This window comes from Duganella sp. 1411, from assembly GCF_017833525.1.
Lineage (GTDB): Bacteria > Pseudomonadota > Gammaproteobacteria > Burkholderiales > Burkholderiaceae_D > Rugamonas.
Genome location: NZ_JAFICD010000001.1, coordinates 1,142,869 through 1,164,446, shown reverse-complemented (window position 1 = coordinate 1,164,446; position 21,578 = coordinate 1,142,869). Strand labels below are relative to the sequence as shown.

Genomic DNA, 21,578 nt, shown 5'->3' with positions numbered 1-21,578 from the left:
GTTCCTTGGATTACGTTGGTTCAGGTGGGGGCGCGTCTTCCGGCTGCAGCGCGAGGCACAGCGCGGCGGCCAGCGACAACCCGATGCCGGCCAGCTTGTAGCCGCTCGGTAGCGTGGCCGCCAGCGCCATGGCGATGACGGTGGTCAGCAGCGGTGCGCCGGCGTTGACCAGCGGCGAGACCACCAGCGCCTTACCGTAGCGGAAGGCGTACACCAGCGCCAGGGCGCCGACCGCGTTGAGGACTTGCGTGGCGGCGGCCAGCAGCGGCCCGTCCGCGCCGTAGTTGATCGGCTGCGAGAAGTCGGTCATGGCCAGCGCCACCGGGATGAACAGCAGCGCGCTGGCGGTCATGTAAAAGAAGATGCTCTGCGCGTCCATGCTGGCGTTGGCCAGCTTGATGAAATAGGCCTGCAGGCCCCAGGCGACCAGCACGCCGACGGCCAGCACGAACCACAGGCCATACTGCTGCGGCGCGCCGCCCGGCGTGTAGTCGAACAGCGGCAGCGCGCACACCGCCAGCACGATGCCGGCCACGCCAAGGCGGCCGGTGCGCTCGCGCAGGAACAGGTAGGACAGCGCGATCGTGATCACCGGCGACAGCGAAATCAGCGGGAAGATCAGGTAGGTCGGCCCGGCCTTGACGGCGTAGAACAGGATCATCTGCCCGCCGGCGCCCAGCAGGCCGATGGTCAGGCCGTAGAACACGGCGCGGCCGTCGCGCCGCACGCGCCAGCCGGCCCGCGCCAGCACCAGCAGCGCCGGCGGCACCATCGTCAGCGCCCACACCACATAGATCAGCGTTTCGGGAAAGCCGCGCTGCGCGGGCAGGCCCGCGAACGCGCCCCACACGCCCCACAGCAGCGTGGTGGCCAGCGCGTAGCCCAGCCAGCCGGCGGGGCGCGCGCCGCCCGCCGTCGTCATCGTTATCGAGGAGGTCATGGTCAGAACTTCACGCTCATGCCGGCCGCGTAGGTGCGGCCCCAGGTCTCGAAGCCGTATTGCGCGTCCGCGCGGCCCAGGTTCGAACGCATGACGGCGTCGCCGAGGTTTTTGCCCTCCACGAACAGCGTGACGCGCGGCGTGATGTCCCACGACGCCGAGGCGGTGACCCACGTCAGCGAATCGACCTTGTTGGGGAAGCCGGCCAGCACGTTGGTGCTTTGCGTGTACTGGCCGGTGTAGTCGAACGAGATGGAGGCGTTGACGCCGCCGCGTTCGTACAGGAAGCCGATCGACGACGCGGTCGGTGCCACGCCTTCGAGCTGGCCGACGTATTCGCCGCCCTGGTAGGCCTTGGTCCAGGTCTTGGCGAATTTGGCGTTGATGCCGAAGCCGTTGTCGAACAGGTGCTGGACGCCGATCTCCATGCCGCGCACGCGGGCCTTGTCGCCGTTGACCGGGTGGGTCACCGTGTACAGGTAGCCGGGCACGCCGATGTCGACGTGTTCGTCGGTCTGGTAGGTGACGAAGTTTTTGATCTGCTTGGCGAAGACGGCCGCCGTGATCGCCGATTTGGGCCGGTAATACCATTCCACCGACAGGTCCTGCTGCACCGCCTCGGTCGGTTTGAGGTTCGGATCGCCGACGATGTTGAGGATGTAGCTGCGGTCGAGGGTATTGTCGGTACGGGTCGGCGCCAGCTTGTCGAGCGACGGCCGGGCCATGACCTTGGCCAGCGCGCCGCGCACCACGAAGTCGTCGCGCGCCCACCAGCTCAAGTTGGCCGACGGCAGCAGCTTGGTGTAGCTGCCGTCCTGCGATACCGGCACGGCCGGGCTATAGGTCACGAGCGGGCTGCTGGTCGGGATGTCCGGCGTGGCGTCGTCGATCGCGACGATCTGGTCGATCGCGCTGCGCGAGGTGGTCCTGGTGCGCACCAGGCGCGCACCGATGTTGCCGTTCCAGTTTTCGCCCGCCAGCTCGAACTGGCCGTGCAAGGTGGCGGTTTTCTCGCGCACCGAGTAGGAGTCGGTCGGCACGAACACCGGCTGCGACTTGCTGACGTCGAAGGTCTCGCCGGTCGGGTTGCCGCTGTCGTCGAGGACCGGTTTGCCGTCCAGGCTTTTAAGCGCGGCGAAGTAGGCCGGCACGTCGAAGCGCACGAAGCTGCCCGGGAAGGCGCCGCCGGCGTTGCGCATGTAGTTCGGCAGCGTCATCGGATGGACCACGTCGGCGCCCAGCGACGAGAAGGTGGTCGAGTACATATTGCAGTACTGGCAGGCGCCGCCGCTTTTCTCGTTGCCGATGGCGTTGCGGTCCTTCTTGCGGTTGGTGGCGCTGACGCCGAAGCGCAACGCGTCGACGTGCCAGGCGCCGCCCAGCGACAGGCGGCCGTCGAGCGTGGCGCCGTCGACGGTGTCCTTGATGTCGGTGCCGGTCAGGCCGGCGAAATGCAGGCCGTAGTCCTTGTTGCCAAGGCGGCCGGCCGCCAGTTCGGTGGCCAGGTCGCGCCCGTCCTCCAGGGTGACGCGGATATCGGGCAGGGCGCCGTTGTTGGCGCGGTAGTAGCCGGTGTTGCGGCCGGCGATGCCGGCGACGACGAAGCTGTCCTTGCCGCCGGAATCGCGCTGCGAGGTCGAGCGATACAGGTCGCCGGTGAGCTTGAGCGCGGGGCTGGGCTTCCAGTCGGCGTGCCAGCCGAGCTGGCGGGTGTCGACCACGCGGTCGATGGTCACGTTGCTCATTTCGGGCACCAGGTCGCGCACCGTCATGCTGGTGATCAGGCGGTCCTTGATCACCACGTCCGACCAGCGGCCCGGCGCGTGCTCGATGTAGTACGACTGCTGGTAGCCCACCTGGGGCGAATCGAGCCGGGTGGCCAGCGCGTCGACCGTCATGCGCAACTGCGGCGTGACCTTCCATTCGAACGCGCCGGACAGCGCGCTGCGCTTCTTTTCCTCGAAGACGGAGCCGAACGAGATGCAGCACGGCGCCAGCAGCTTGCTTTCGCCGGCGCCGATGGTGCCGTCGCCGTTGGCGTCGAAGCTGCCGGGCGAGTCGGCGTTGAAGGTCTGGTAGCCCAGCGAATCGGTGCGCACGTTGCGCTTGGAGAGCACGGCGCCGACGATCACGCCCATCGTGTTGTTGTTGAAGGTGTTGCTGATCACGCCGGAGAGCTTGCCGCCATTCTTGCGCGACAGGTCGTTGCGGTCGCCCTCGAAACGGACCGACGCGTGGTAGCCGGGATTGTCCATCGGCCGCGCCGAGCGCAGGTTGACGGCGCCGCCGATGCTGCCTTCCATCTGCGCCGCCTCGGCCGACTTCATGACGTCGGCGCCGCTGATCACCTCCGACGGCAGCACGTCGAAGGCGAAGTCGCGGCCGTCGCCGTCGGTGGCCAGGATGCGCTGGTTTAACGTGACGATGTTGTAGCCCGAACCGAGGCCGCGCACGTTGATGTACTGGCCTTCGCCGCCGCGGGTGCGCGAGACCGAGATGCCGGAGATGTGGGTCAGCGAGTCGGCCACGTTATCGTCCGGGAAGCGGCCCAGTTCCGTCGCCGAGATCGAATCCTGGATCACGTCGGCGTTGCGTTTCAGTTCCAGCGACCGCGCCAGCGCGGCGCGCGCGCCGGTCACCACCACTACCGACGGCGCTTCCTGCTGGGCCGCCGCGGGCGCCGCCTCCTGCTGGGTCTGGGCATGTGCCATGCCGCAGACCGCCATTTCCACCGCCGCCGCCATCAGGCCGCGCCGGAATCCCTTTCCCATCGTTTCACCCATGCCGTTCTCCCGTTTTTGTTGTCTGGGATAGATGGTAATAAAATGAAAGCGAAAACACAAGAAGCTTTCGAAAACTTTCGTTTACTGTTGTTTTTGATGGCGCGGCGAAGGAGGCGTTGTCGCTGAATCGGCCGGTTTCGTAGGGCGGATTAGGCGCAGCCGTAATCCGCCATGAGTCGCCGACGGCGCTTGGCGGATTACGCTGCGCTAATCCGCCCTACGTGATAGCGGCAGGAAAAATAGCAATCGCACTAAATCGAAGTATTTCGAAAGTTTCTTGTGTTTTCTTTCTTTGCTTATTACTATGCTTTTCGTGGTGGCATCCCCTGATGCCGCCGCGACGGTTTCATTCACCTGGCTCGCCGTTGGAGCCGCCATCTGGAGAATTGCCTATGAACTATGTCAAAACCAAGGCCGCGCGCGTGCTCGCCGGCCTTCTGATGTCCACCCACCTCGGCGCCGCGCTGGCCGCCACGTACACGGTCGCTCCCGGCCAGTCGATCCAGCAGGCGGTGGACAAGGCCGCCGCTGGCGACACCGTGCGCGTGCTGGCCGGCACCTACGCACAGAAGGTGCTTATTTCCGGCAAGTCCGGCAACGCCAACGCCTTCATCACGCTCAAGGGCGATGCGGGCGCGATCATCAGCGGCAGCGGTCTCAGCCCGTCGGGACGCCAGGGCCTGATCACGATCAACAATTCGAATTACGTGCGGGTCGACGGGTTCGAGGTGGCCGGCCTGACGTCGAGCGGCAGCAATACGCCGGTCGGCATCCTGATCGAGGGCAACGGCTCGCATCTGCAGATCGTCAACAACAAGATCCACGACATCCGCAACACCAGCACCTGCAAGGACCCGTGCGCGGTCGGCGCCCATGGCCTGGCCGTGTTCGGCACGAACGCGACCGGCGTCACCGACCTGCTGGTCCAGGGTAACGAGGTCTACAAGAACGTGCTGCAGGCCAGCGAGGCGCTGGTCATCAACGGCAACGTCGACCGCTTCGAGGTGCTCAACAACAATGTGCACGACAACAATAACATCGGCTTCGATTTCATCGGCTACGAGGGCGAGTGCCAGAATTGCGGCGAGAACGACCGGGTCCGCAACGGCATGGTGCGAAACAACATCGCGCGCAACAATTCCAGCGCCACCAATCCGTGGTATGGCGGCGAAGGGTCGGCCGGTGGCTTTTACGTGGACGGCGGTCGCAATATCATTTTCGACCGCAACATCTCCACCGGCAACGACATCGGCTTCGAATTCGCCAGCGAGCACAGCGGCAAGGCGACCGAGGATATTTTGATGACCAACAACTTCGTGTACAACAACCGCGAAGCCGGCTTGTCGCTGGGCGGCTATTCGTCGGGCGCCGGCCAGGCGCGCCGCATCCAGGTCAACAACAACTCGTTCTACAAGAACCAGGGCTGGGGCACCGAGGTGGTGTTCCAGTACAAGGTGATCGACTCGCGCTTCGCCAATAATATTTTCTACGGCGAAGGCACGATCGCGGAAGACTACGTGGTCGAGGGAAGCGGGCACAGCGGCAACGTGTGGGGCGTCAACCTGTGGTGGGGCGCCGCGTCGGCCGCGACCAGCTTGCCGGGCACGCGCGTCGTCGCCGACCCCCGTTATGTCGCGCCGCAGAACGGCGACCTGAACCTCCAGGCCACCTCGCCGGCGATCAATGTCGGCGCCGTCGGCACCGCGCTGACGACCTGGAGCTCGCCGCTGTGGACGGCCTACTTCCCGTCGGGCGCGATTCCGGTCAACGGCACGCTGGACATCAACGGCCAGGCGCGGAAGGAGGGCGTGATCGACCTGGGCGCCGACGAGTACGGCACCGCGCCATAACGCGGGGTGGCGGAAAACCGGTGGCCGCGTCGACGGCAGGGGGCGAAGAGGTTCACGCCGGCGCGCCGCCGCGCTCCGCCGCCGCCCGCCGGCGCGACACGCGGCGCGGCGGCGGGCGTGGCGTGGCCAGGGCGTCGCTGAGGCGGCCGATGTAGCCGCGCTCGTCGCCGCGCGCGCCGCCCTTGGCCGCCGCCGCCACCGCCGGCCCCAACGCTTGGGCGGCGATGTGGCGGCCCAGGCTGCGATAGCTGTCGAACTGGCTTTCGTCGAACCACTGGTCGGCCGTCGATTCGTGCGGAAAAGCCGGATGCAAGCGGCTGTAGTTGACGATGTCGGCGTTTTCGCCGCCGGTCAGCGCCGGCTTCAGGTAGAGCAGCACGCCGTGCTGGCTGCCGCCGTCGGCCTGGTGATAATGGATGCGGCCGGTGACGCAACTGCCGCGCGGGGCGCCGCCGGCGGCGCCGGGCAGCGTGGCGACATCGAGCGTGATCGGCACGTTGAAGTCGGTCAGGCATGTGCGGATGGCGTTGCCCAGGTCCTCGAAATTGTCGGCCTCGTCGCAGCTGGCGTCGACCACCACGATCAGCTGGCAGCGGCGCCGCACCAGCTCGTACAAGCCGAGGTTTTCGAAGTGGCCGCCGTCCGACAGGTAGACGAAGTCGGAATCGGCGTTGGTCAGGCCGAACAGCTCCTTAACGATGCAAAACAACCCGAGCGCGGGCGTGGCCCGCTGCCACCCGGCGTTGGCGGGATTCGGCGACCAGCGCCCGAGGCGCAGGTTGAACAGCGTCATCAGGAAGCTGAGCGGCGGCGACGAGTGGTAGCCCATGTTGGGGCTGGCGGCGGCGCCGGAGATGGCGACGGCGGTGCCCAGTTTGACGCCGTTGTCGTGCTCGTCCCCGAAGGTGCCGCGCGTGGCGTAGCGCTCGGTCGAACGGAAGCCGCCCGCGCCGCCGTTGGCCGCCGGCAGTTCGAAGCCGGAAAACGCCGGGCTGAAAACAAAGTTGGCGGCCTTGCGGGTCTGCCAGGCCAGTTCCGTGCCTTGCACCAGATTGACCGCCGCGTTGAACAGGTGGTAGGGCTTGGGCGGCGGGCCGGGCGGCGGCGCGGTGCCGGCGGCCGCGCGCGGATGCAGCAACTCGTGCAGCGGCAGGTCGTCGCCCGGGTCGAAGCCGGTGAACGGATGCGGCAGGCGCGCGTGGTTGGTGGCGCCGAAGTAGGCGCGTGCCAGGCGCAGGCGGTACATCATGTAGAGTGAAAATTTATTGATGTCGACCCGCCAGCCGAGCAACAGCGCCGCGACCGCGCAGGTCAGCATCGTCGGCCACAGATGGCCCCAGGCCAGGGCGTCGCTGAGCGCCAGGTAGCGCTCGAAGTACAGCGCCAGGGACGCGGCGTCGTCGGCGGCGGGCGGATACGCGACGTGCGGCGGACCGTTGGCGACCAGCGCGATCAGGCCGGTGGTGAGCAGGCCCAGAAACAACAGGCTGAACGCGTAGGGGGCCAGTTGGGCGAGCAGTTCGAGCCGGCCGGAGCGGCCCGCCCGACCCGGTTGCCCGGTGCCCTTGCCGCTGCCCGAGCGCAGGCCGAGGTAGGTGATCAGCGAGGTGAAGCCGGCGGCCAGCGACGCCGAGGTGGCGTAGCGCTCGAACGCCCAGGCCAGCAGCGCGGGCAGGTAAAACGTGGCGGCGCACACCATCAGCCAGGCCGCCGCCAGGATCACGGTCCAGGCGCCCTGGCGGGCCCACCATTCGCGGCTGGCGTCGCCATACAGGCGGCCGATCAGCCCGATCATCAGGGTCATCGTCACGCCGAACACGCACAGCACCGCCGGCATGCCCAGCGTTGCCAAGTGCACGTTGGCCAGGCGCTCCAGCGTGGCCGCGCCGACGCTGCGGCACAGCCACACCATCAGCAGCGTCCCGACCGCGAGCGCGCCGATCGCGCACAAGGCATGGCCCAGCGCTTCCGTCGTGGTTTGGCGCCACGCGCCCGGTGCCAGGCGCCAGCGCGCGGCGGCGCCCGGTGCCAGCGCCGCGCGCCGGTTCAGGTATTGCGCCAAAATCCAGCCGGCGCCCCAGAACAGCGAATACACGGCGCCCGGCAGCAGCAGCCAGGCGGCGGGCCATGAACGCAACGTCAAATGGTCCAGGTAGTCGATCATCTGGCTTTGGTACTGGACAAAGGCGATGCTGCCGAGGAAGGCCGCGATCATCAACGGATAGCAGACGCTGCGCAGCACCCATTTCTGGCTTTGCAGCCAGCCGAAGGTCTTGGTGGCCGGCCCCTTGAGCGAGATGTTCAACGCCATGCTGGCGACGCACGCGAGAAAAATGCCCAGGCTGAGCGGCAGGACCACGGAGCGCTGGTGGTTGCGCAACTCGTCCACCCATAGCAGCAGCACGCGCGGCAGCAGGAACAGCACCGCCATCCAGGCGACCAGCATGGTCATGTTCAGCATGGTGTTGCGCACGTAGGTGCAGATCAAGGTCCAGGTGTCGGCGGTGAACAGGCCGCTGCGGGGCGTGAGGTAGTTGCTGTACTTGCGCAGGAATTGCACTTCCTTGGGCTCGGCGCGCGGGGCGGGGCCGTCGCCGGCGCCGCGCAGGTGCTTTTCCACCTCGGCCACGCCGCCCGGCGCGGTGTGTATCCATTTGCTCAGCCAGCCGCCGATGTAGCCGCCGCCGGATACCGTGGACAGATAGTGGAATTTGCTCAACAGCCCCAGATCCGCCAGCGCCTGCAGCACGCCGAGGTTGAAGGTGGCGCTGCGGATGCCGCCGCCGGACAGGGCCAGTCCGGCGAACTGGCGGTCCGCCGCCTTGCCGTAGAGTTCGGACAATGCCTCGGCGGCCGGTTTCGATGGCGCGTCGGCGGGCGGCGGAAATCCGGCAAACAGCGATTGTTCGTGGGCGAACACCTCGGCGAACGAGTGCGGTGTCTGTTTATCAAGCATGACATCTCCTGGCGCGGCCGGGCGATGCGTGCGAGGGAATGAAGCGCACGTTTGATTTTTATCAAGTAGCAGGAGCCGCTTAGATGATAAGCATACGCGCGCGAGATAACGCCGAATCCCTCTTCGGTGTAAAAAATATAACTGTTGTAATTGTGAAAATGCGTGCCCTGAAAACTAACAAAATGATATCGTTAAAGGTTGGCAAAAACGTCGTGGTCAAGAACGTGTTTGCCAAATGGGCAAGCCTTAGAATCCCGGCGCCGGCACCTCGGGAATCTGGTTGTGCAAACTGGCATTGATTACGTTCCAACCGCGTATCACCGCGATCGCGTAGCCCAGTTCGGCGATCGCGGTGTCGTTGAAGTGTTCTTTGAGCCGGGCGAAATCGTCGTCGCCGGGCTGCCGGTGCGGCAGCGCGTTGACCGCTTCGGCCCAGTTGAGCGCGGCGCGTTCGCTGTCGCTGAAGAACGAGGACGGCGCCTCGCGCCAGCCGGCGATGGCGTTCAGGTGGCGCGGGTCGGCGCCCTGTTTGATCAGGTCGCGCCAGTGCATGTCGACGCACACGCCGCAGCCGTTGATCTGCGACACGCGCAAGTTGACCAGCTCCACCAGACGCGCGCCCAGCGAACTTTTTTTGACCGAGGCTGACAGCGCGATCATCGCCTGCAGATTGGCGGGGGCGAGCTGGAAGAAGGAGGGGAGGCGGGCGGTTTGCGTCATGATGATGCCTTTCAGAGGGTGGGGCGCACCATTGCGCCCCGCATACCCTGTTAGACGGGCCACCCGCGCCGCCTGTGACAGCTGTTAGAAAATAAATTGCGGCGCGCCGGTCAGCTTGTCCGGATTGCGCATCACCAGCACCGCGGCGATGCGGCCGTCCTCGATCACGAACGATTGCGCCGATTCGAGCTTGCCTTCGACGTAGCGCAGCAAGCCCGGCTCGCCGTTGATCCTGGCCTGGCGGTAGGCCACCCGCTGCGGATACTGGTGTTCCAGCGACCAGAACACGCCCGCCACCCGGCCGGCGCCGCGCAGGATGCGCAGGAAGGACTTGATCTTGCCGCCGCCGTCGGACACCAGTTGCACCTCGTCCGTCATCATGGTCTTCATGGCCGCGCGGTCGCCGGCCTGGGCGGCGGCCATGAAGCGCGCCAGCAGCGCGCGGTGGGCGTCGCGCGGCACGTCGAAGCGCGGGGTTTGCTGGCGCACGCGCTCCTGCGCCCGGTGCACCATCTGCCGGCAGGCGGCCTCGCTCTTGCCGAGGATGTCGGCGATGTCGGCGTAGTCGTGATCGAACACCTGCCGCATCAGGAAGGCGGCGCGCTCCTCGGGCGACAGGCGCTCGAGCACCCACAGGAAGGCCATCGACACCTCGCTGGCCAGCTCGGCGCTGCTCTCCGGCGTGCGCTCGTCGAGTTCGACGATCGGCTCGGGCAGCCACCAGCCGACGTAGGTGTCGCGCTCGGCCTGGCGCGCGCGCAGGCGGTCGATGGCCAGCCGGGTGGTGAGGGTGACCAGCCAGGCCTCGGCCGATTGCACCGCCTGCTGGTCGCTGCCGTGCCAGCGCAGCCAGGCGTCCTGCACCACATCCTCGGCGTCGGCGCGCACGCCCAGCATGCGGTAGGCGATGGCGAACAGCCGGGGGCGGAGGGCGGTGAAGGCGGCGGAGTCGGTCATGGTGGCTGCGAACGGAGTGGGTCTGCAGATTAGACGCGCCGGGCGCCTGCTTTGTGACATACCCTGCTATTTAGCCACGAGTAGTTTATGGTTTTTAGCCCAATCGCGCAGTGCGTCGTTCAGGCGGGTTTGCCAACCCTCTCCGGTCCCCTTGAAGGCATCGACCAGATCGCGGTCCAGGCGGATGTTCATGGCGACCTTCGTGCCGCTGCCTGCCGGCCGGCCGCGTCCGCGTGTCGGCATGGTCGCCTCCCATTCCTCGTCGGTGTAGGGTTTCGCGTCGGGATCTTGCATCGCCGCGTTGGTGATGGCGACGTCTTCCTCGTTGGTAGGGAACACGGTACCTGGTTTAAGCTTCGGCATATCGTCTTACCTCTCTCAAGTTGGCTTTGCGCAGGCTGATGATGCGGCGGACGTCGTCACGGTCCACATACACAACGTAGTGTAGGCGGTCGGCGATGTAGGCGATTGCGCAAATGCGCGCCTCGCCGTAGTCGTGCCGTTCATCCTTCCATGTCAAAGCGTCTTCCCATTCGATCAGAGCGGCCGCCGCGAGCGAAATGCCGTGCTTTTCGATGTTGGCGGCATCTTTGTCGGAGTCGAATGCGATGTCCATGTGAATAATTGTAGATACAAATAATAATGGTGGCAACCTATTTTTGTATCTACGTTTATTCTATTGAGTCCTCGGCGTGGCTCTCCGCGCCCGGGTTCAGTGGTCCGTATGCAGATACGACGGCGTCTTCGGCAGGCGCAAGCTGAACAGGAAGGCGATCGCCATCATGACGGTGACATATATATAGAACCAATTCTCGTGCCCCAGGTTCTTGAACGTGAGGCCGACGAATTCGGCCGAGCCGCCGAAGATGGCGTTGGCGATGGCGTAGGAAAAGCCGACGCCCAGCGCCCGCACTTCCGGCGGGAACATCTCGGCTTTCACCAGGCCGCCGATCGACGTGTACAGGCTGACGATGGCCAGCGCCACCGTGATCAAGGCGAAGGCGATATACGGGCTGGCGTTGCCGCGCAGGATGGCGAGGATCGGATAGGTCGCCAGCGCGCCCAGCGCGCCGAACAGCATCATCGAGCTGCGGCGGCCGATGCGGTCGGCCAGCATACCGAACAGCGGCTGCATGCACATGTACAGGAACAGGGCGCCGGTCATGACCACGCTGGCCGTCTTGGCCGGCATGCCGGAGGTGTTGACCAGATACTTTTGCATGTAGGTGGTGAAGGTGTAGAAAATCAGCGAGCCGCCGGCCGTGTAGCCGAGCACGGTGATGAAGGCGGCGCGGTGGTTCTTGAAGATGCCCGCCAGCGTGCCGGCCTCCTGGTTCTTGCTGTCCTCGGGCTTGATGGTTTCGTGCAAGGTGCGGCGCAGCATCAGCGACACCAGCGCGGCGATGGCGCCGATCACGAACGGCACGCGCCAGCCCCAGGCCTTCAGTTCGGCCTCGCTCAAGAATTGCTCCAGCACCACCACCGTCAACACGGCCAGCAACTGGCCGCCGATCAGCGTGACGTACTGGAACGACGAGAAGAAGCCGCGCTGGCCGCGCAGCGCGACCTCGCTCATGTAAGTGGCCGTGGTGCCGTACTCGCCGCCCACGGACAGGCCCTGGAACATGCGGATGATCAGCAGCAGGATGGGCGCAGCCACGCCGATGCTGGCGTAGGTCGGCAACACCGCGATCGCCAGCGAGCCGGCGCACATCATCAGCACCGAGATGATCATCGAGCGCTTGCGGCCGACCCGGTCGGCGATGCGCCCGAACATCCAGCCGCCGATCGGCCGCATCAGGAAGCCGACCGCGAACACGGCGGCCGATTTCAGGAATTCGGTGGTCGGGTTGCCGCTAGGGAAGAACTGGCTGGCGAAATAGATCGATGCGAACGAGTAGACGTAGAAGTCGAACCATTCGACCAGGTTGCCGGACGACGCGCTGATGATGGCGAACACCCGCCGGCGTTTTTCTTCGGGGGTGTAGTGCGGCAGGTCGGTGGCGGTCATGCTGGTTCCTTGCTAAATGGTTGAGTTCTTCCCGTGCGCGCCGTCTGTTGAGAGGCTGCAATGTTGCTGCGGATTGTAAAGTATCCTGGCGCAACCCGTGTGCGCGATACGGCCTTAGGCGATTTCGCCGCCGCGCCGCCACAGGCAGACGGTGGCGACGTGCGCGGCGTCGAGCAACTGGAAGTGGACCGCGTGGCGCGAGCCGGGCGGCAAGTCGGGCCCGAGGTCCTCGCACTGGCGGAAGTGCATGCGGCGCGCCGCCACGTCGAGCCGTTCGAGCTCCAGCGCGTCGAAGTTGAAATAGCGCCCCACGGCGCCGTGCACCGCCTTGAAAAAACTCTCCTTGGCCGAAAACAGCAGGGTCAGCGGGACGTTGCGGCCCAGCGCTTGCTCGAACGCGGCCAGATAGCGCGTCTCGTCGGCGCTGGCGACGACGCCGCCCACCTCGCGCGCGCCGTCGTCGCCGAGCACCGTTTCGATATCGAGCCCGACGCCGCGATAGCCGCTGGCGAGCGGCAGCACCACCGCCGCCGCCAGGTCGGCCGCGTGGGTGATGCTGCCGACCAGGCCGGCCGGCCACAACGGTTCGCGCATGGGGCCGATGCCGATTTGCGGCGCGTCGCGCCCCAGCAGGCCGATCGCGGCGCGCGCGCACAGTCGGCCGTGGAAGAACTCCGCCCGCCGTTTGGGGACGGAGGCGGCGATGCTGTCGGGACAGTCGATGCCGGCCCGGCGGAAACCGTCGAGGTCGATCGGCGCCGGCGTGAAACCGATGCGCGCCACGGCAAGGGTGGTCGCGTGGTCGACGGGCCACTGCATGATGGAGACGTTTTCTGGTGATGTGACGCTCATTAAAATCAGCCCATTGTGAAGACCGGCCATCTTACCGGATGAGCGGGCGTGGCGGTGGCGGGGGGCGGCATGGTATCGTGTTGACATATAAACCATCGCATCTGTCGAAGAAAGGTCCCATGCACCGATACCACCAGGGAGTACAAGCGTGACGCCGAGCGCGTTGGCCAGGGGCGCGCTGACGCTGGCGATGATGGCGTGCTTGGCGCCGGCCGCCGCCGAGCGGCAGGAGCCGGCGCCGGCGCCCGATTTGCCATTGTGGGAGGCCGGCCTGTTCGGCGGCGCCGCCTCGACGCCGGCCTATCCCGGGTCCGAGGACCGTTCCACCCGCGCGCTGGTGTTGCCGATGCTGATCTATCGCGGCAAGGTGCTGCGCGCGGACCGCTCCGGCATCGGCGCGCGCCTGTTCTACAGCGAGCGGGTCGAGCTCGACGTCGGTTTCGCGTTGTCGCTGCCGGCCCGGTCGGGCGACGTGGCGGCCCGCGCCGGCATGCCCGACCTGAACTCGCTGCTGGAGTTCGGCCCGCGCCTGAAGGTGCTGCTGGCCGAGCCGACGCCGGCCAGCCGCGTGCGGCTGGAGCTGCCGCTGCGGGTGCCGGTCGAACTGAGAAACGGCTTTGAACGGCAAGGCCTGGTGTTCGAGCCGCGCGTGGTGTTGGAGGCCGCCGACGCCTCCGGCCGCTGGCAGGCCGACGCCAACCTCGGCGCCGTGTTCGGCAACGCCCGCCTGAACGGCTACTTCTATGACGTCGCGCCCCGCTACGCGACCGCCGCGCGTCCGGCCTACCAGGCCACGGGCGGCCTGATGATGACCCGGCTGGGCCTGAGCCTGTCGCGCCGGATCTCGCCGGACTGGCGCGTGTTCGGCTTCACCCGCTACGACAACTATAGCCACGCGGCCAACCACGACAGTCCGCTGTTCCTGCGCAATAGCGGCCTGTCGGTCGGCGCCGGCTTCACGTGGACCTTGCACCGCTCGCAGGCGCGGGCCTGGGAATAGCGTCCGGCCGGCCGCGCCGGCGCCGCATCAACACCGGCGTGCGCGCCGGTTTCTTGTCGCCTATCAACTATTGCCTGTAATTGCCCCGCTACAATCATTTCGGACCCGCGCGGCGCGAGCGCCGCCGGCATGACGAGCCCGGGTATCAATACAGGAAGATAGCCATGTCCACGCGACCAAAAAAAGCCCGTGATTGCGCCGGCGCCTTGACGGCGGAGTTCGCGATCGTGCTGATGCTGTTTCTGGCGGTGGTCTGCGCCGTGATCGAGTTGTCGCGCATTCTGTATATGTTCAATACGCTGCAGGTGGTGACGGAACGGGCCGCCGCCGCGGCCGCCGGCGCCGACTACAGCAACGCGGCGGCGATGAGCACCGTGCGCCGGCGGGCCATCTTCCGCAGTTCGGCCGGCACCCTGGCCATCGGCGCGCCGGTGACGGACGATTACGTCCGCATCGACTATCTGTCGCTGTCGAGCGCCGGCGGCACGGCCACCGAGATACCGGCCGCCTTGCTGCCTTCGTGTCCGGCCAACAACCGCATCACCTGCATGCAGGACCCTTACGCGGCCAGCTGCATCCGGCTGGTGCGGGCGCGCATCTGCGATCCGGCGGTGACCGGCGAATGCCAGAAAGTCGTCTACCAGCCCTTGTTTTCCTTCATGGCGATTCCGCTCAATCTGCCGAAGGCGGCGGCGGTCGCCCCGGCCGAGACGCTGGGCGCGCCGCCCGGACAGGCGCCGTGCCCGTGATGGGCATGGCGAAACTAGTGTCTTGAATCGTCAATGGTCACCGCCATCAGCGGCCGGCGCTCACGGCGACAAACTGCGCAGTACCAGGCTCGACAAGCGGGCCGGCGCCTCGTCCGTATATTCGAGGGCGTGCTGCAGCAGCAGCGGATTGAGGTAGGGGCGCATGACCAGGTAGATGGCCGCCGCCGTCTCGTCGAGCGGCGTCTTGCGCTCGAAGTCCTCCGCCTCGCGCCCCTGGCGCAGCACCTCGCTGAGCATGGCCTGGATGCGTTCCTCGTAGGCGCGCACCGACGCCCAGCGTCCGGTGGCGGCCGACGCGGCGATGTCGTACAGCTTGCGGTCCTCGAAAAACAGCCGCAAGCTGGACTCGACGGCCGTCTTGAACAGGCGCCGCAGCTTCTCCGGCGGACGCTCGGCGCCGTCGATGGCGGCCCGGATGTCCGCTTCGATCTCGCGCAGGCAATTGGCGCAGATCAGTTCGCCGATGGCCTGCTTGGACTCGAAGAACTTGTAAATGTAGGCCTTGGAAAAGCCGATGGCCTTGGCCAGGTCGGACACGGCGGTCTTTTCGTAGCCATACAAACGGAAATGATCGGTGGCCGCCGCGACGATTTGATCGCGCACTTCGTGGTCGACCGGGCCCCGGGCGGGACCCGGCGGGGTGGTGGTTGTAGTCATGTCCGACAGCTTACCTTTTGTCTTTGGATTTCACAACGAGTGACCATTTAGTGATATAGTCACTAAATATACACTCATCCGTGGAAAACCGCCATGCTACTCAAACGTTCTCTCATGATGTTCGCCGCCGCCGGCCTGGCGGCCGGTTGTGCCGTCGGACCCGATTACAGCCGGCCCGCCACCCCGTTGCCTGACCGCTACCTGGGACTGACGGCGGTCGAGCGCAGGCCGGCCGCCGCCGACGCCGACCTGGCCGCGTGGTGGGGCGGATTTGGCGACGCGCAGCTGACCCGCTTCGTCACGCTGGCCCTGGCGCAAAACCTCGACCTGGCGCAGGCGTCGGCGCGCGTGGTCCAGGCGCGGGCTGGCCTCGGCGCGGCCAACGCCGCGCTGCTGCCGTCGGGCACCATCGACGCCCGGGGCGCGCGCGCCCGCCAGTCGGTGGAGACGCCGCTGGGGCAGATTCTGAATTCCAGGCCGGACTTCGATCGCTATGGCAACGCCTACGAGGCCAACCTGGGCGTCGGCTGGGAGCTCGACCTGTTCGGCGGGCTGCGCCGGGGGCGCGAGGCGGCGCTGGCCGACTACCAGGCGTCGGCGGCCGGCGCCGTGGCGACCCGGCTGGCGGTGGCGGCGCAGACGGCCGACATCTATATCGGCATCCGTGGTCTGCAAACCCGCCTCGACGTGGCGCGCCGTCAGGTGCGCACGCAACAGGACTTGCTGGCGACGTTGAACCTGCTGTACGGCAAGGGGCTGGCGGCCGAACTGCAGGTGCGCCAGGTCGAGGGCGCGCTGGCGCTGGCGCGCGCGTCGGTGCCGGCGCTCGAGACGGGGCTGGACGTGGCCATGAACGCGCTGGACGTGATGTTGGGCACGCCGCCGGGGACGCACCGCGACGAGCTCGCCGGCGCCGGCGCGGCCGCGGCGATTCCGGCCGCGCCGCGCATCGCCGCGGCCGGATCGCCCGGCGACCTGCTGCGGCGCCGGCCCGACCTGATCGTGGCCGAACGGCGGCTGGCGGCGTCAAACGCGCGCATCGGCGAGGCCATCGCCGAGTACTACCCCAAGTTCTCGTTCAGCGGCATGCTCGGCAGCGCCACATCGGTGTCGGCCGGCAACCTGTTCACCGGCGGCGCCAGCCAGGCCAGCGCCGTGCTGGGCCTGCGCTGGCGGCTGTTCGACTTCGGCCGCATCGACGCCCAGATCGCGCTGGCGCAAGGGCGGCAAGCGGAGGCGCTGGCGGCCTACCGGCTGGCGGTGCTGCGCGCGGCCGAGGAGGTGGAAAACGCGTTCTCGGCGCTGGTCAACAGCGAGGACCAGGCCGGCGTGCTGGGCGCGGGCGTGGACGCGCTCGGCCGCGCGCGCGGCGCCTCGTTCGCGGCGTACCAGAAAGGGGTGGTCAGCCTGATCGAAGTGCTGCAGGCCGACGAGAACCTGTTGCGCGCCGCCGACGCCCGGGCGCGCGCGCAAACCGAGTCGGCGCGCGCGGCGGTGGCCGCGTTCAAGGCGCTCGGCGGCGGCTGGGCCGGCGCGCCGTCGGCGGCGCCCGCGCTGGCGGCGTTGCCCGGCGCCGGTTTTTGACGGTGACCGTCCGATCGTCCCTTGTGGAGATCGACCATCGCAATTAAGATTGCGTGAGTGAAAACAACAGTCGTTGCGGCAAGCTGGCGTCATCGATAGCCCGCCGAAATGCGGAAAGTAAGCCGGACATGATGTTTCAAGCTCGCCATCGATCGAGGCCCGGCCGCGCGCCGTGGCGCGCCGCCGCCGCGTGGCTGGCGGCCGCCCTGATGGCGCTGGCGGGCGCCCCGGCCGGCGGCCAGCAGCTGTCGCTGCGCCACCATGGCCAGCTCGACGGCCTGGGCAATCTGGTGGTCATGTCGCTGGCCCAGGATGCCGCCGGCCAGCTGTGGGTGGGCACCGAGAACGGCCTGTACCGCTTCGACGGCAGCCGTTTCCAGCGCGTCGACCGTACGCTCGGCGGCAACTTCGTCAGCGCGCTGCATGTGGATCCGGCGGGGCGGCTGTGGGTGGGCACGCAGCGCGGGCTGTTCCTGCTCGACGGCCAGCGGCTGTTGCCGGTGCCGCAGACGGACGGCGCCACGCTGAGCATACCGACCGGGCAGCAATTCGCCTCGGTCGACGCCGGCCGCTTGCTGGTGCTCAGCGGCGGCAAGTTGCGGCAGGTGCGGCGCGACGGCAAGGGCGGCTGGCAGGCGGCGCCGTTCTTCAGCGCCGCGCAACTGGCCGCGACGCCCGCGCTGGACGACAGCTCCGGCGTCCTGCGCGACCCCGACGGCACGCTGTGGCTGGGCTGCGGGAGCGGGCTGTGCCGGTATCGCGGCGGCGCGCTGACGGTGTTCGGCGCCGGCCAGGGGTTGCCGCAACAGCGCTGGTACGGTTTGCGGCGCGACGCCGCCGGCCTGCTGTGGCTGGGCGATTCGAACCGGCTGATGACGCTGTCGGCGGACGAGCGGCGCTTCAGCGTACGCACCCCGGAACACTTCGCCATGCCCAAGAGCGGCTGGCCGACGCCGCTGTTGCTCGACGGCGAAGGCCGGATGCTCAGCATCACCGACAACGGCTTGTTCCGCCTCGGCGCCAAGGGCTGGGAGCGCTACGGCGTGGCGCACGGGCTGCGCCTGGGCACCGACCTGCATTCGCTGCTGCTGGACAGCCAGGGCGACCTGTGGCTGGGCGTGGCCGGACAAGGCCTGGTGCAATGGCAGGGCTACCGCCGCTGGGAGAACTGGACCACCGAGCAAGGCTTGCCGCACGACGACATCTGGTCGCTGCTGCGCACGCGCGACGGCGCGCTGCACGTGGCCACCGGCGGCGGCCTGGCGACGCAAGGCGACGGCCGCTTCGCCGTGGCGGCCGGCGGGGTCGCCAGCGGCGCGCGCTGGGGCGCGTTGGCCGAGGATAAACATGGCGACGTCTGGGCCGGCGGCCAGGGCTGGCTGGTGCGCCGCGACCGGCGCGGCGGCGACCGGGTGGTGGCGCGGCTGCCGGTCGGCCATATCTACCAGTTGCTGTTCGACCAGGCCGGCCGCTTGTGGATCTGCACCCTGCGCGGCCTGTACGTCATCGACGACCCCTACGGCAAGCCGGTGCCGCGCCGGGTCGACGCCATCGACGCGCTGGTCGACGCCGCCGCCAGCTTCCAGAGCGCCTGCCGCGACGCCGGCGGCCGCCTGTGGTTCGCCAGCAGCAAGGGATTGCTGCGGCTGGACCCGGACGGCGGCTGGTCGCGGCCGTTGTCGACGGGCGGCGACGATGTTTTCCGGATACTGGCCTGCGACGGCGACACGCTGTGGCTCGGTGGCGATACCCATCTGTGGCGGGCCGACAGTTCGGCGCGACGTTTGCAGCCGCGCCCGTTCGAGGGCGGGGTGCTGGAAGGGCGCATGCCGCAGTCGTTGCTGGTGGACCGGCGCCACTGGCTGTGGGTGGCCACCGACGCCGGACTGATGGCCTGGAACGGCCGGCGCTGGCGCCTGTTCAACCAGCAAAGCGGCATGGTCTGGAACGATAGCAACCAGAACGCGATCATGGAGGACGTCGACGGCTCGATCTGGATCGGCACCAGCAAGGGCCTGTCCCACCTGCTGCGGCCCGGGGAGCTGTTCGCGCCACACACGATACCGCTGCGCCTGGCGTCGGCGCGCTATGGCGCCACGGCGCTGGCACCGGCGGCGGCCGCGCCGTGGAGCGGCGCCGCGCTGGACGTGCAACTGATCGCGCCGTTCTACCAGAACCACGAATCGATCAGCTACCGCTACCGCTTGCTGGGCCAGGAGGAGCAATGGACCACCAGCAAGACCGGCGAGCTGCGCTACGCGGCGCTGGCGCCGGGCGAGTACCGCCTGCAAGCGGTGGCCGACCACGGCGACCTGCAGACCAGCTCGGCCATGCTGGAGCTGCCGCTGAGCATCAGCCCGCCGTGGTGGCGCACCCGCTGGGCCTACGCCGGCGCCGCGCTGCTGATCGTCGGCGCGCTGTTTTACGCCTATCGGCTGCGGATCTGGCAACTGGCGGCGCAGCGCAAGGCGCTCGAGCGCGAGGTGGCCGAGCGCACGGCCGAGGTGCTGCGGCAAAAAACGCTGGCCGACCAGCAGCGCGGCGAGGCGCAATCGGCGCGCGCCAGGGCGGAGGAGGCGACCCAGGCCAAGTCGATGTTCCTGGCCAATATGAGCCATGAGATCCGCACGCCGATGAACGCGGTGATCGGCCTGTCGCACCTGATGCTGGGCGCCGAGTTGCCGGCCAAGCAGCGCGACTACGTGCAGAAAATCCACAAGGCCGGCAACTCGCTGCTGGGCATCATCAACGACATCCTGGATTTTTCCAAGATCGAGGCCGGCAAGCTCGACATCGGCCACGCCGACTTCGACCTCGACGACACGCTGGCCCACGTCGCCTTCGTCAGCGCCGGCGGCGTCGGCGTGGGTTTCGGCGACAAGGCGGCGCTCGAATGCAAGTTCGAGGTCGACGCCGACGTCCCGCGCGCGCTGCGCGGCGACGCGCTGCGCCTGGGGCAGGTGCTGATCAACCTGCTCAACAACGCGCTCAAGTTCACCGCGCGCGGCGAGGTCGGGCTGGCGGTGCGCCTGCTCGACGAGCAGGCCGGGCGGGTGCGGCTGGAGTTCAGCGTGCGCGACACCGGCATCGGCATGTCGGAGGAGCAGATCGGCTGCTTGTTCCAGGCCTTCACCCAGGCCGACGGCTCGGCCACGCGCCAGTTCGGCGGCACCGGCCTCGGCCTCAGCATCTGCGACAACCTGGTGCGCCTGATGGGCGGCACCATCCGCGTCGAGAGCCGGCCCGGCGTCGGCAGCCGCTTCATCGTCGCGCTGTGGCTGGAGCGCGCGCTGGCGCCGCCGCCGCACGGCGCGCCCGGCCAGTGGTCGCACGCGCCCCGCTTCGGCGGCGCCCGCGTGCTGCTGGTCGAGGACAACGACATCAACCAGGAGATCGCCGTCGGCCTGCTCAACGCCTGCGGCATCGAGGTCGATGTCGCGCCCAACGGCCGCGCCGCCGTCGAGCGGCTGCTGGCTGCCGCCGGCGGCCGTTACCAGCTGGTGTTCATGGACTTGCACATGCCCGAGCTCGACGGGCACGCCGCCACCGCGCGCCTGCGCCGGGACGCCCGCTTCGACGCCCTGCCCATCATCGCCATGACGGCCAACGCCATGCCGGAGGAACGCCGGCGCTGCGCGGAGGAGGGCTTCAACGACCATATCAGCAAGCCGCTGATACCGGCCGAACTGCACCGCTTGCTGCAACAGTATCTGGCGCCGCTGATGAAGGACTTGCCGGGCGAACACGGCGCGGGCCTGGCGGGCGGCGCGCTGCCGGCCGGCGTGCCGGGCCTGGACCTGGCCAGCGCGCTGCGCGCCGTCAACGGCGACCAGGCGCTGCTGCTCAAGGTGTTGCGGCTGTTCCAGCGCGACGAGCACGACCGCGTGGCCAGGATACGGGCAGCGCTCGCCGAGGGCGACCATGGCGCCGCCGTGCGCCATGCGCACTCGCTGCGCGCGGTGGCCGAGGGCATCGGCGCGGCGCGGGTGGCGCGCCTGGCCAGGGAGCTGGAGCGGGCGGCGAGCGGAGTGGCGGGGGGGGCGGAGGCGCCGGCCATCGCCGCCGCGCTCGACGCGCTGGACGCGGCGCTGGCGCCGCTGTGCGCCGAGCTGGAGGCGTGTTTGCCGGCGCAGGCGAGCGTGGCCGCCGGCCCCGCGCGTGCGGCCGGCGGCTGGCTCGACGACTTGCGGCGGCTGGCCGAATTGACGCGCGACGGCGACCCGGCGGCGGTCGCCTTGTTCGCCGACTGCGCGTCGGCGTTCAAGACCGACTTCGGCGAGTGGGACGGCGAGGCGATACAGCGCAGCCTGGACCGGCTGGACTTCGACGGCGCGCATGCCGCGTTGCAGTGGGTCATACACAAGCATGAACTGGCGCTGTGAGCGGTTGACGGCCTCGATTCCCGCCTTTCGCGCAAGTACTTGATCTGGATCATATCGTTCCCCCGCCCGCGTGAACCATAATCAATGCAGCGTCGGCCGTGGCCCGGACGCACGAT

The 21,578-nt window shown here is 68.0% G+C and carries 15 protein-coding genes; 5 read left to right on the top strand and 10 right to left on the bottom strand.

Going from position 1 to position 21,578, the window contains the following annotated elements; genetic code table 11:
* Positions 1-10 precede the first annotated feature (10 nt).
* Both JOD97_RS04560 and JOD97_RS04555 read right to left on the bottom strand, forming a co-directional pair.
* Positions 11-940, bottom strand: coding sequence for an EamA family transporter (locus tag JOD97_RS04560; RefSeq protein ID WP_229264180.1), 930 nt, complete (start codon positions 938-940; stop codon positions 11-13).
* 2 nt (positions 941-942) lie between these two features.
* A complete protein-coding gene (locus tag JOD97_RS04555; protein ID WP_209713713.1) occupies positions 943-3,723 on the bottom strand; it encodes a TonB-dependent receptor in 2,781 nt (926 codons plus the stop codon).
* A gap of 392 nt (positions 3,724-4,115) precedes the next feature.
* Here JOD97_RS04555 and JOD97_RS04550 point away from each other — a divergent pair, with 392 nt between their 5' ends.
* The gene (locus tag JOD97_RS04550; RefSeq protein WP_209713711.1) at positions 4,116-5,573 is read left to right on the top strand and encodes a hypothetical protein; all 1,458 of its coding nucleotides are present in this window, start codon (positions 4,116-4,118) and stop codon (positions 5,571-5,573) included.
* A 52-nt stretch (positions 5,574-5,625) separates the two neighbouring features.
* Here JOD97_RS04550 and JOD97_RS32545 read toward each other — a convergent pair whose 3' ends face one another.
* The 7 genes from JOD97_RS32545 to JOD97_RS04515 form a co-directional block, all read right to left on the bottom strand.
* Positions 5,626-8,529, bottom strand: a complete 2,904-nt coding sequence (locus JOD97_RS32545) for a hypothetical protein (protein ID WP_229264179.1) — start codon at positions 8,527-8,529, stop codon at positions 5,626-5,628.
* Positions 8,530-8,775: 246 nt separating this feature from the next.
* Entirely contained in the window at positions 8,776-9,249 is a 474-nt protein-coding gene (locus JOD97_RS04540; RefSeq protein ID WP_209713709.1) for a carboxymuconolactone decarboxylase family protein, read from the bottom strand.
* An 84-nt stretch (positions 9,250-9,333) separates the two neighbouring features.
* Complete coding sequence (locus JOD97_RS04535; protein ID WP_209713707.1) at positions 9,334-10,206, bottom strand: RNA polymerase sigma-70 factor; 873 nt, start codon at positions 10,204-10,206, stop codon at positions 9,334-9,336.
* A 66-nt stretch (positions 10,207-10,272) separates the two neighbouring features.
* Positions 10,273-10,569, bottom strand: a complete 297-nt coding sequence (locus JOD97_RS04530) for a BrnA antitoxin family protein (RefSeq protein ID WP_209713705.1) — start codon at positions 10,567-10,569, stop codon at positions 10,273-10,275.
* Positions 10,556-10,822, bottom strand: a complete 267-nt coding sequence (locus tag JOD97_RS04525) for a BrnT family toxin (protein WP_209713703.1) — start codon at positions 10,820-10,822, stop codon at positions 10,556-10,558. The genes JOD97_RS04530 and JOD97_RS04525 overlap by 14 nt, the downstream gene beginning before the upstream one ends.
* Positions 10,823-10,918: 96 nt before the next feature.
* A complete protein-coding gene (locus JOD97_RS04520) occupies positions 10,919-12,217 on the bottom strand; it encodes an MFS family transporter (protein ID WP_209713701.1) in 1,299 nt (432 codons plus the stop codon).
* A gap of 114 nt (positions 12,218-12,331) precedes the next feature.
* Positions 12,332-13,069, bottom strand: coding sequence for a 4'-phosphopantetheinyl transferase (locus JOD97_RS04515; protein ID WP_209713699.1), 738 nt, complete (start codon positions 13,067-13,069; stop codon positions 12,332-12,334).
* Positions 13,070-13,217: 148 nt separating this feature from the next.
* Between JOD97_RS04515 and JOD97_RS04510 the strand changes: the two genes are divergently transcribed.
* Together JOD97_RS04510 and JOD97_RS04505 are read left to right on the top strand one after the other, a co-directional pair.
* On the top strand, positions 13,218-14,069 hold the full coding sequence (locus JOD97_RS04510; RefSeq protein WP_373999780.1) for a MipA/OmpV family protein: 852 nt from the start codon (positions 13,218-13,220) through the stop codon (positions 14,067-14,069).
* Positions 14,070-14,233: 164 nt separating this feature from the next.
* The gene (locus JOD97_RS04505) at positions 14,234-14,818 is read left to right on the top strand and encodes a TadE family protein (protein WP_209713697.1); all 585 of its coding nucleotides are present in this window, start codon (positions 14,234-14,236) and stop codon (positions 14,816-14,818) included.
* Positions 14,819-14,878: 60 nt separating this feature from the next.
* Here JOD97_RS04505 and JOD97_RS04500 read toward each other — a convergent pair whose 3' ends face one another.
* Positions 14,879-15,496, bottom strand: a complete 618-nt coding sequence (locus JOD97_RS04500) for a TetR/AcrR family transcriptional regulator (RefSeq protein WP_209713694.1) — start codon at positions 15,494-15,496, stop codon at positions 14,879-14,881.
* 93 nt (positions 15,497-15,589) lie between these two features.
* On the opposite strand from JOD97_RS04500, the gene JOD97_RS04495 reads away from it, so the two are divergent.
* On the top strand, positions 15,590-17,080 hold the full coding sequence (locus JOD97_RS04495; protein ID WP_209713692.1) for an efflux transporter outer membrane subunit: 1,491 nt from the start codon (positions 15,590-15,592) through the stop codon (positions 17,078-17,080).
* A gap of 128 nt (positions 17,081-17,208) precedes the next feature.
* Entirely contained in the window at positions 17,209-21,462 is a 4,254-nt protein-coding gene (locus JOD97_RS04490) for a hybrid sensor histidine kinase/response regulator (RefSeq protein ID WP_209713690.1), read from the top strand.
* The last annotated feature ends 116 nt before the right edge of the window (positions 21,463-21,578 follow it).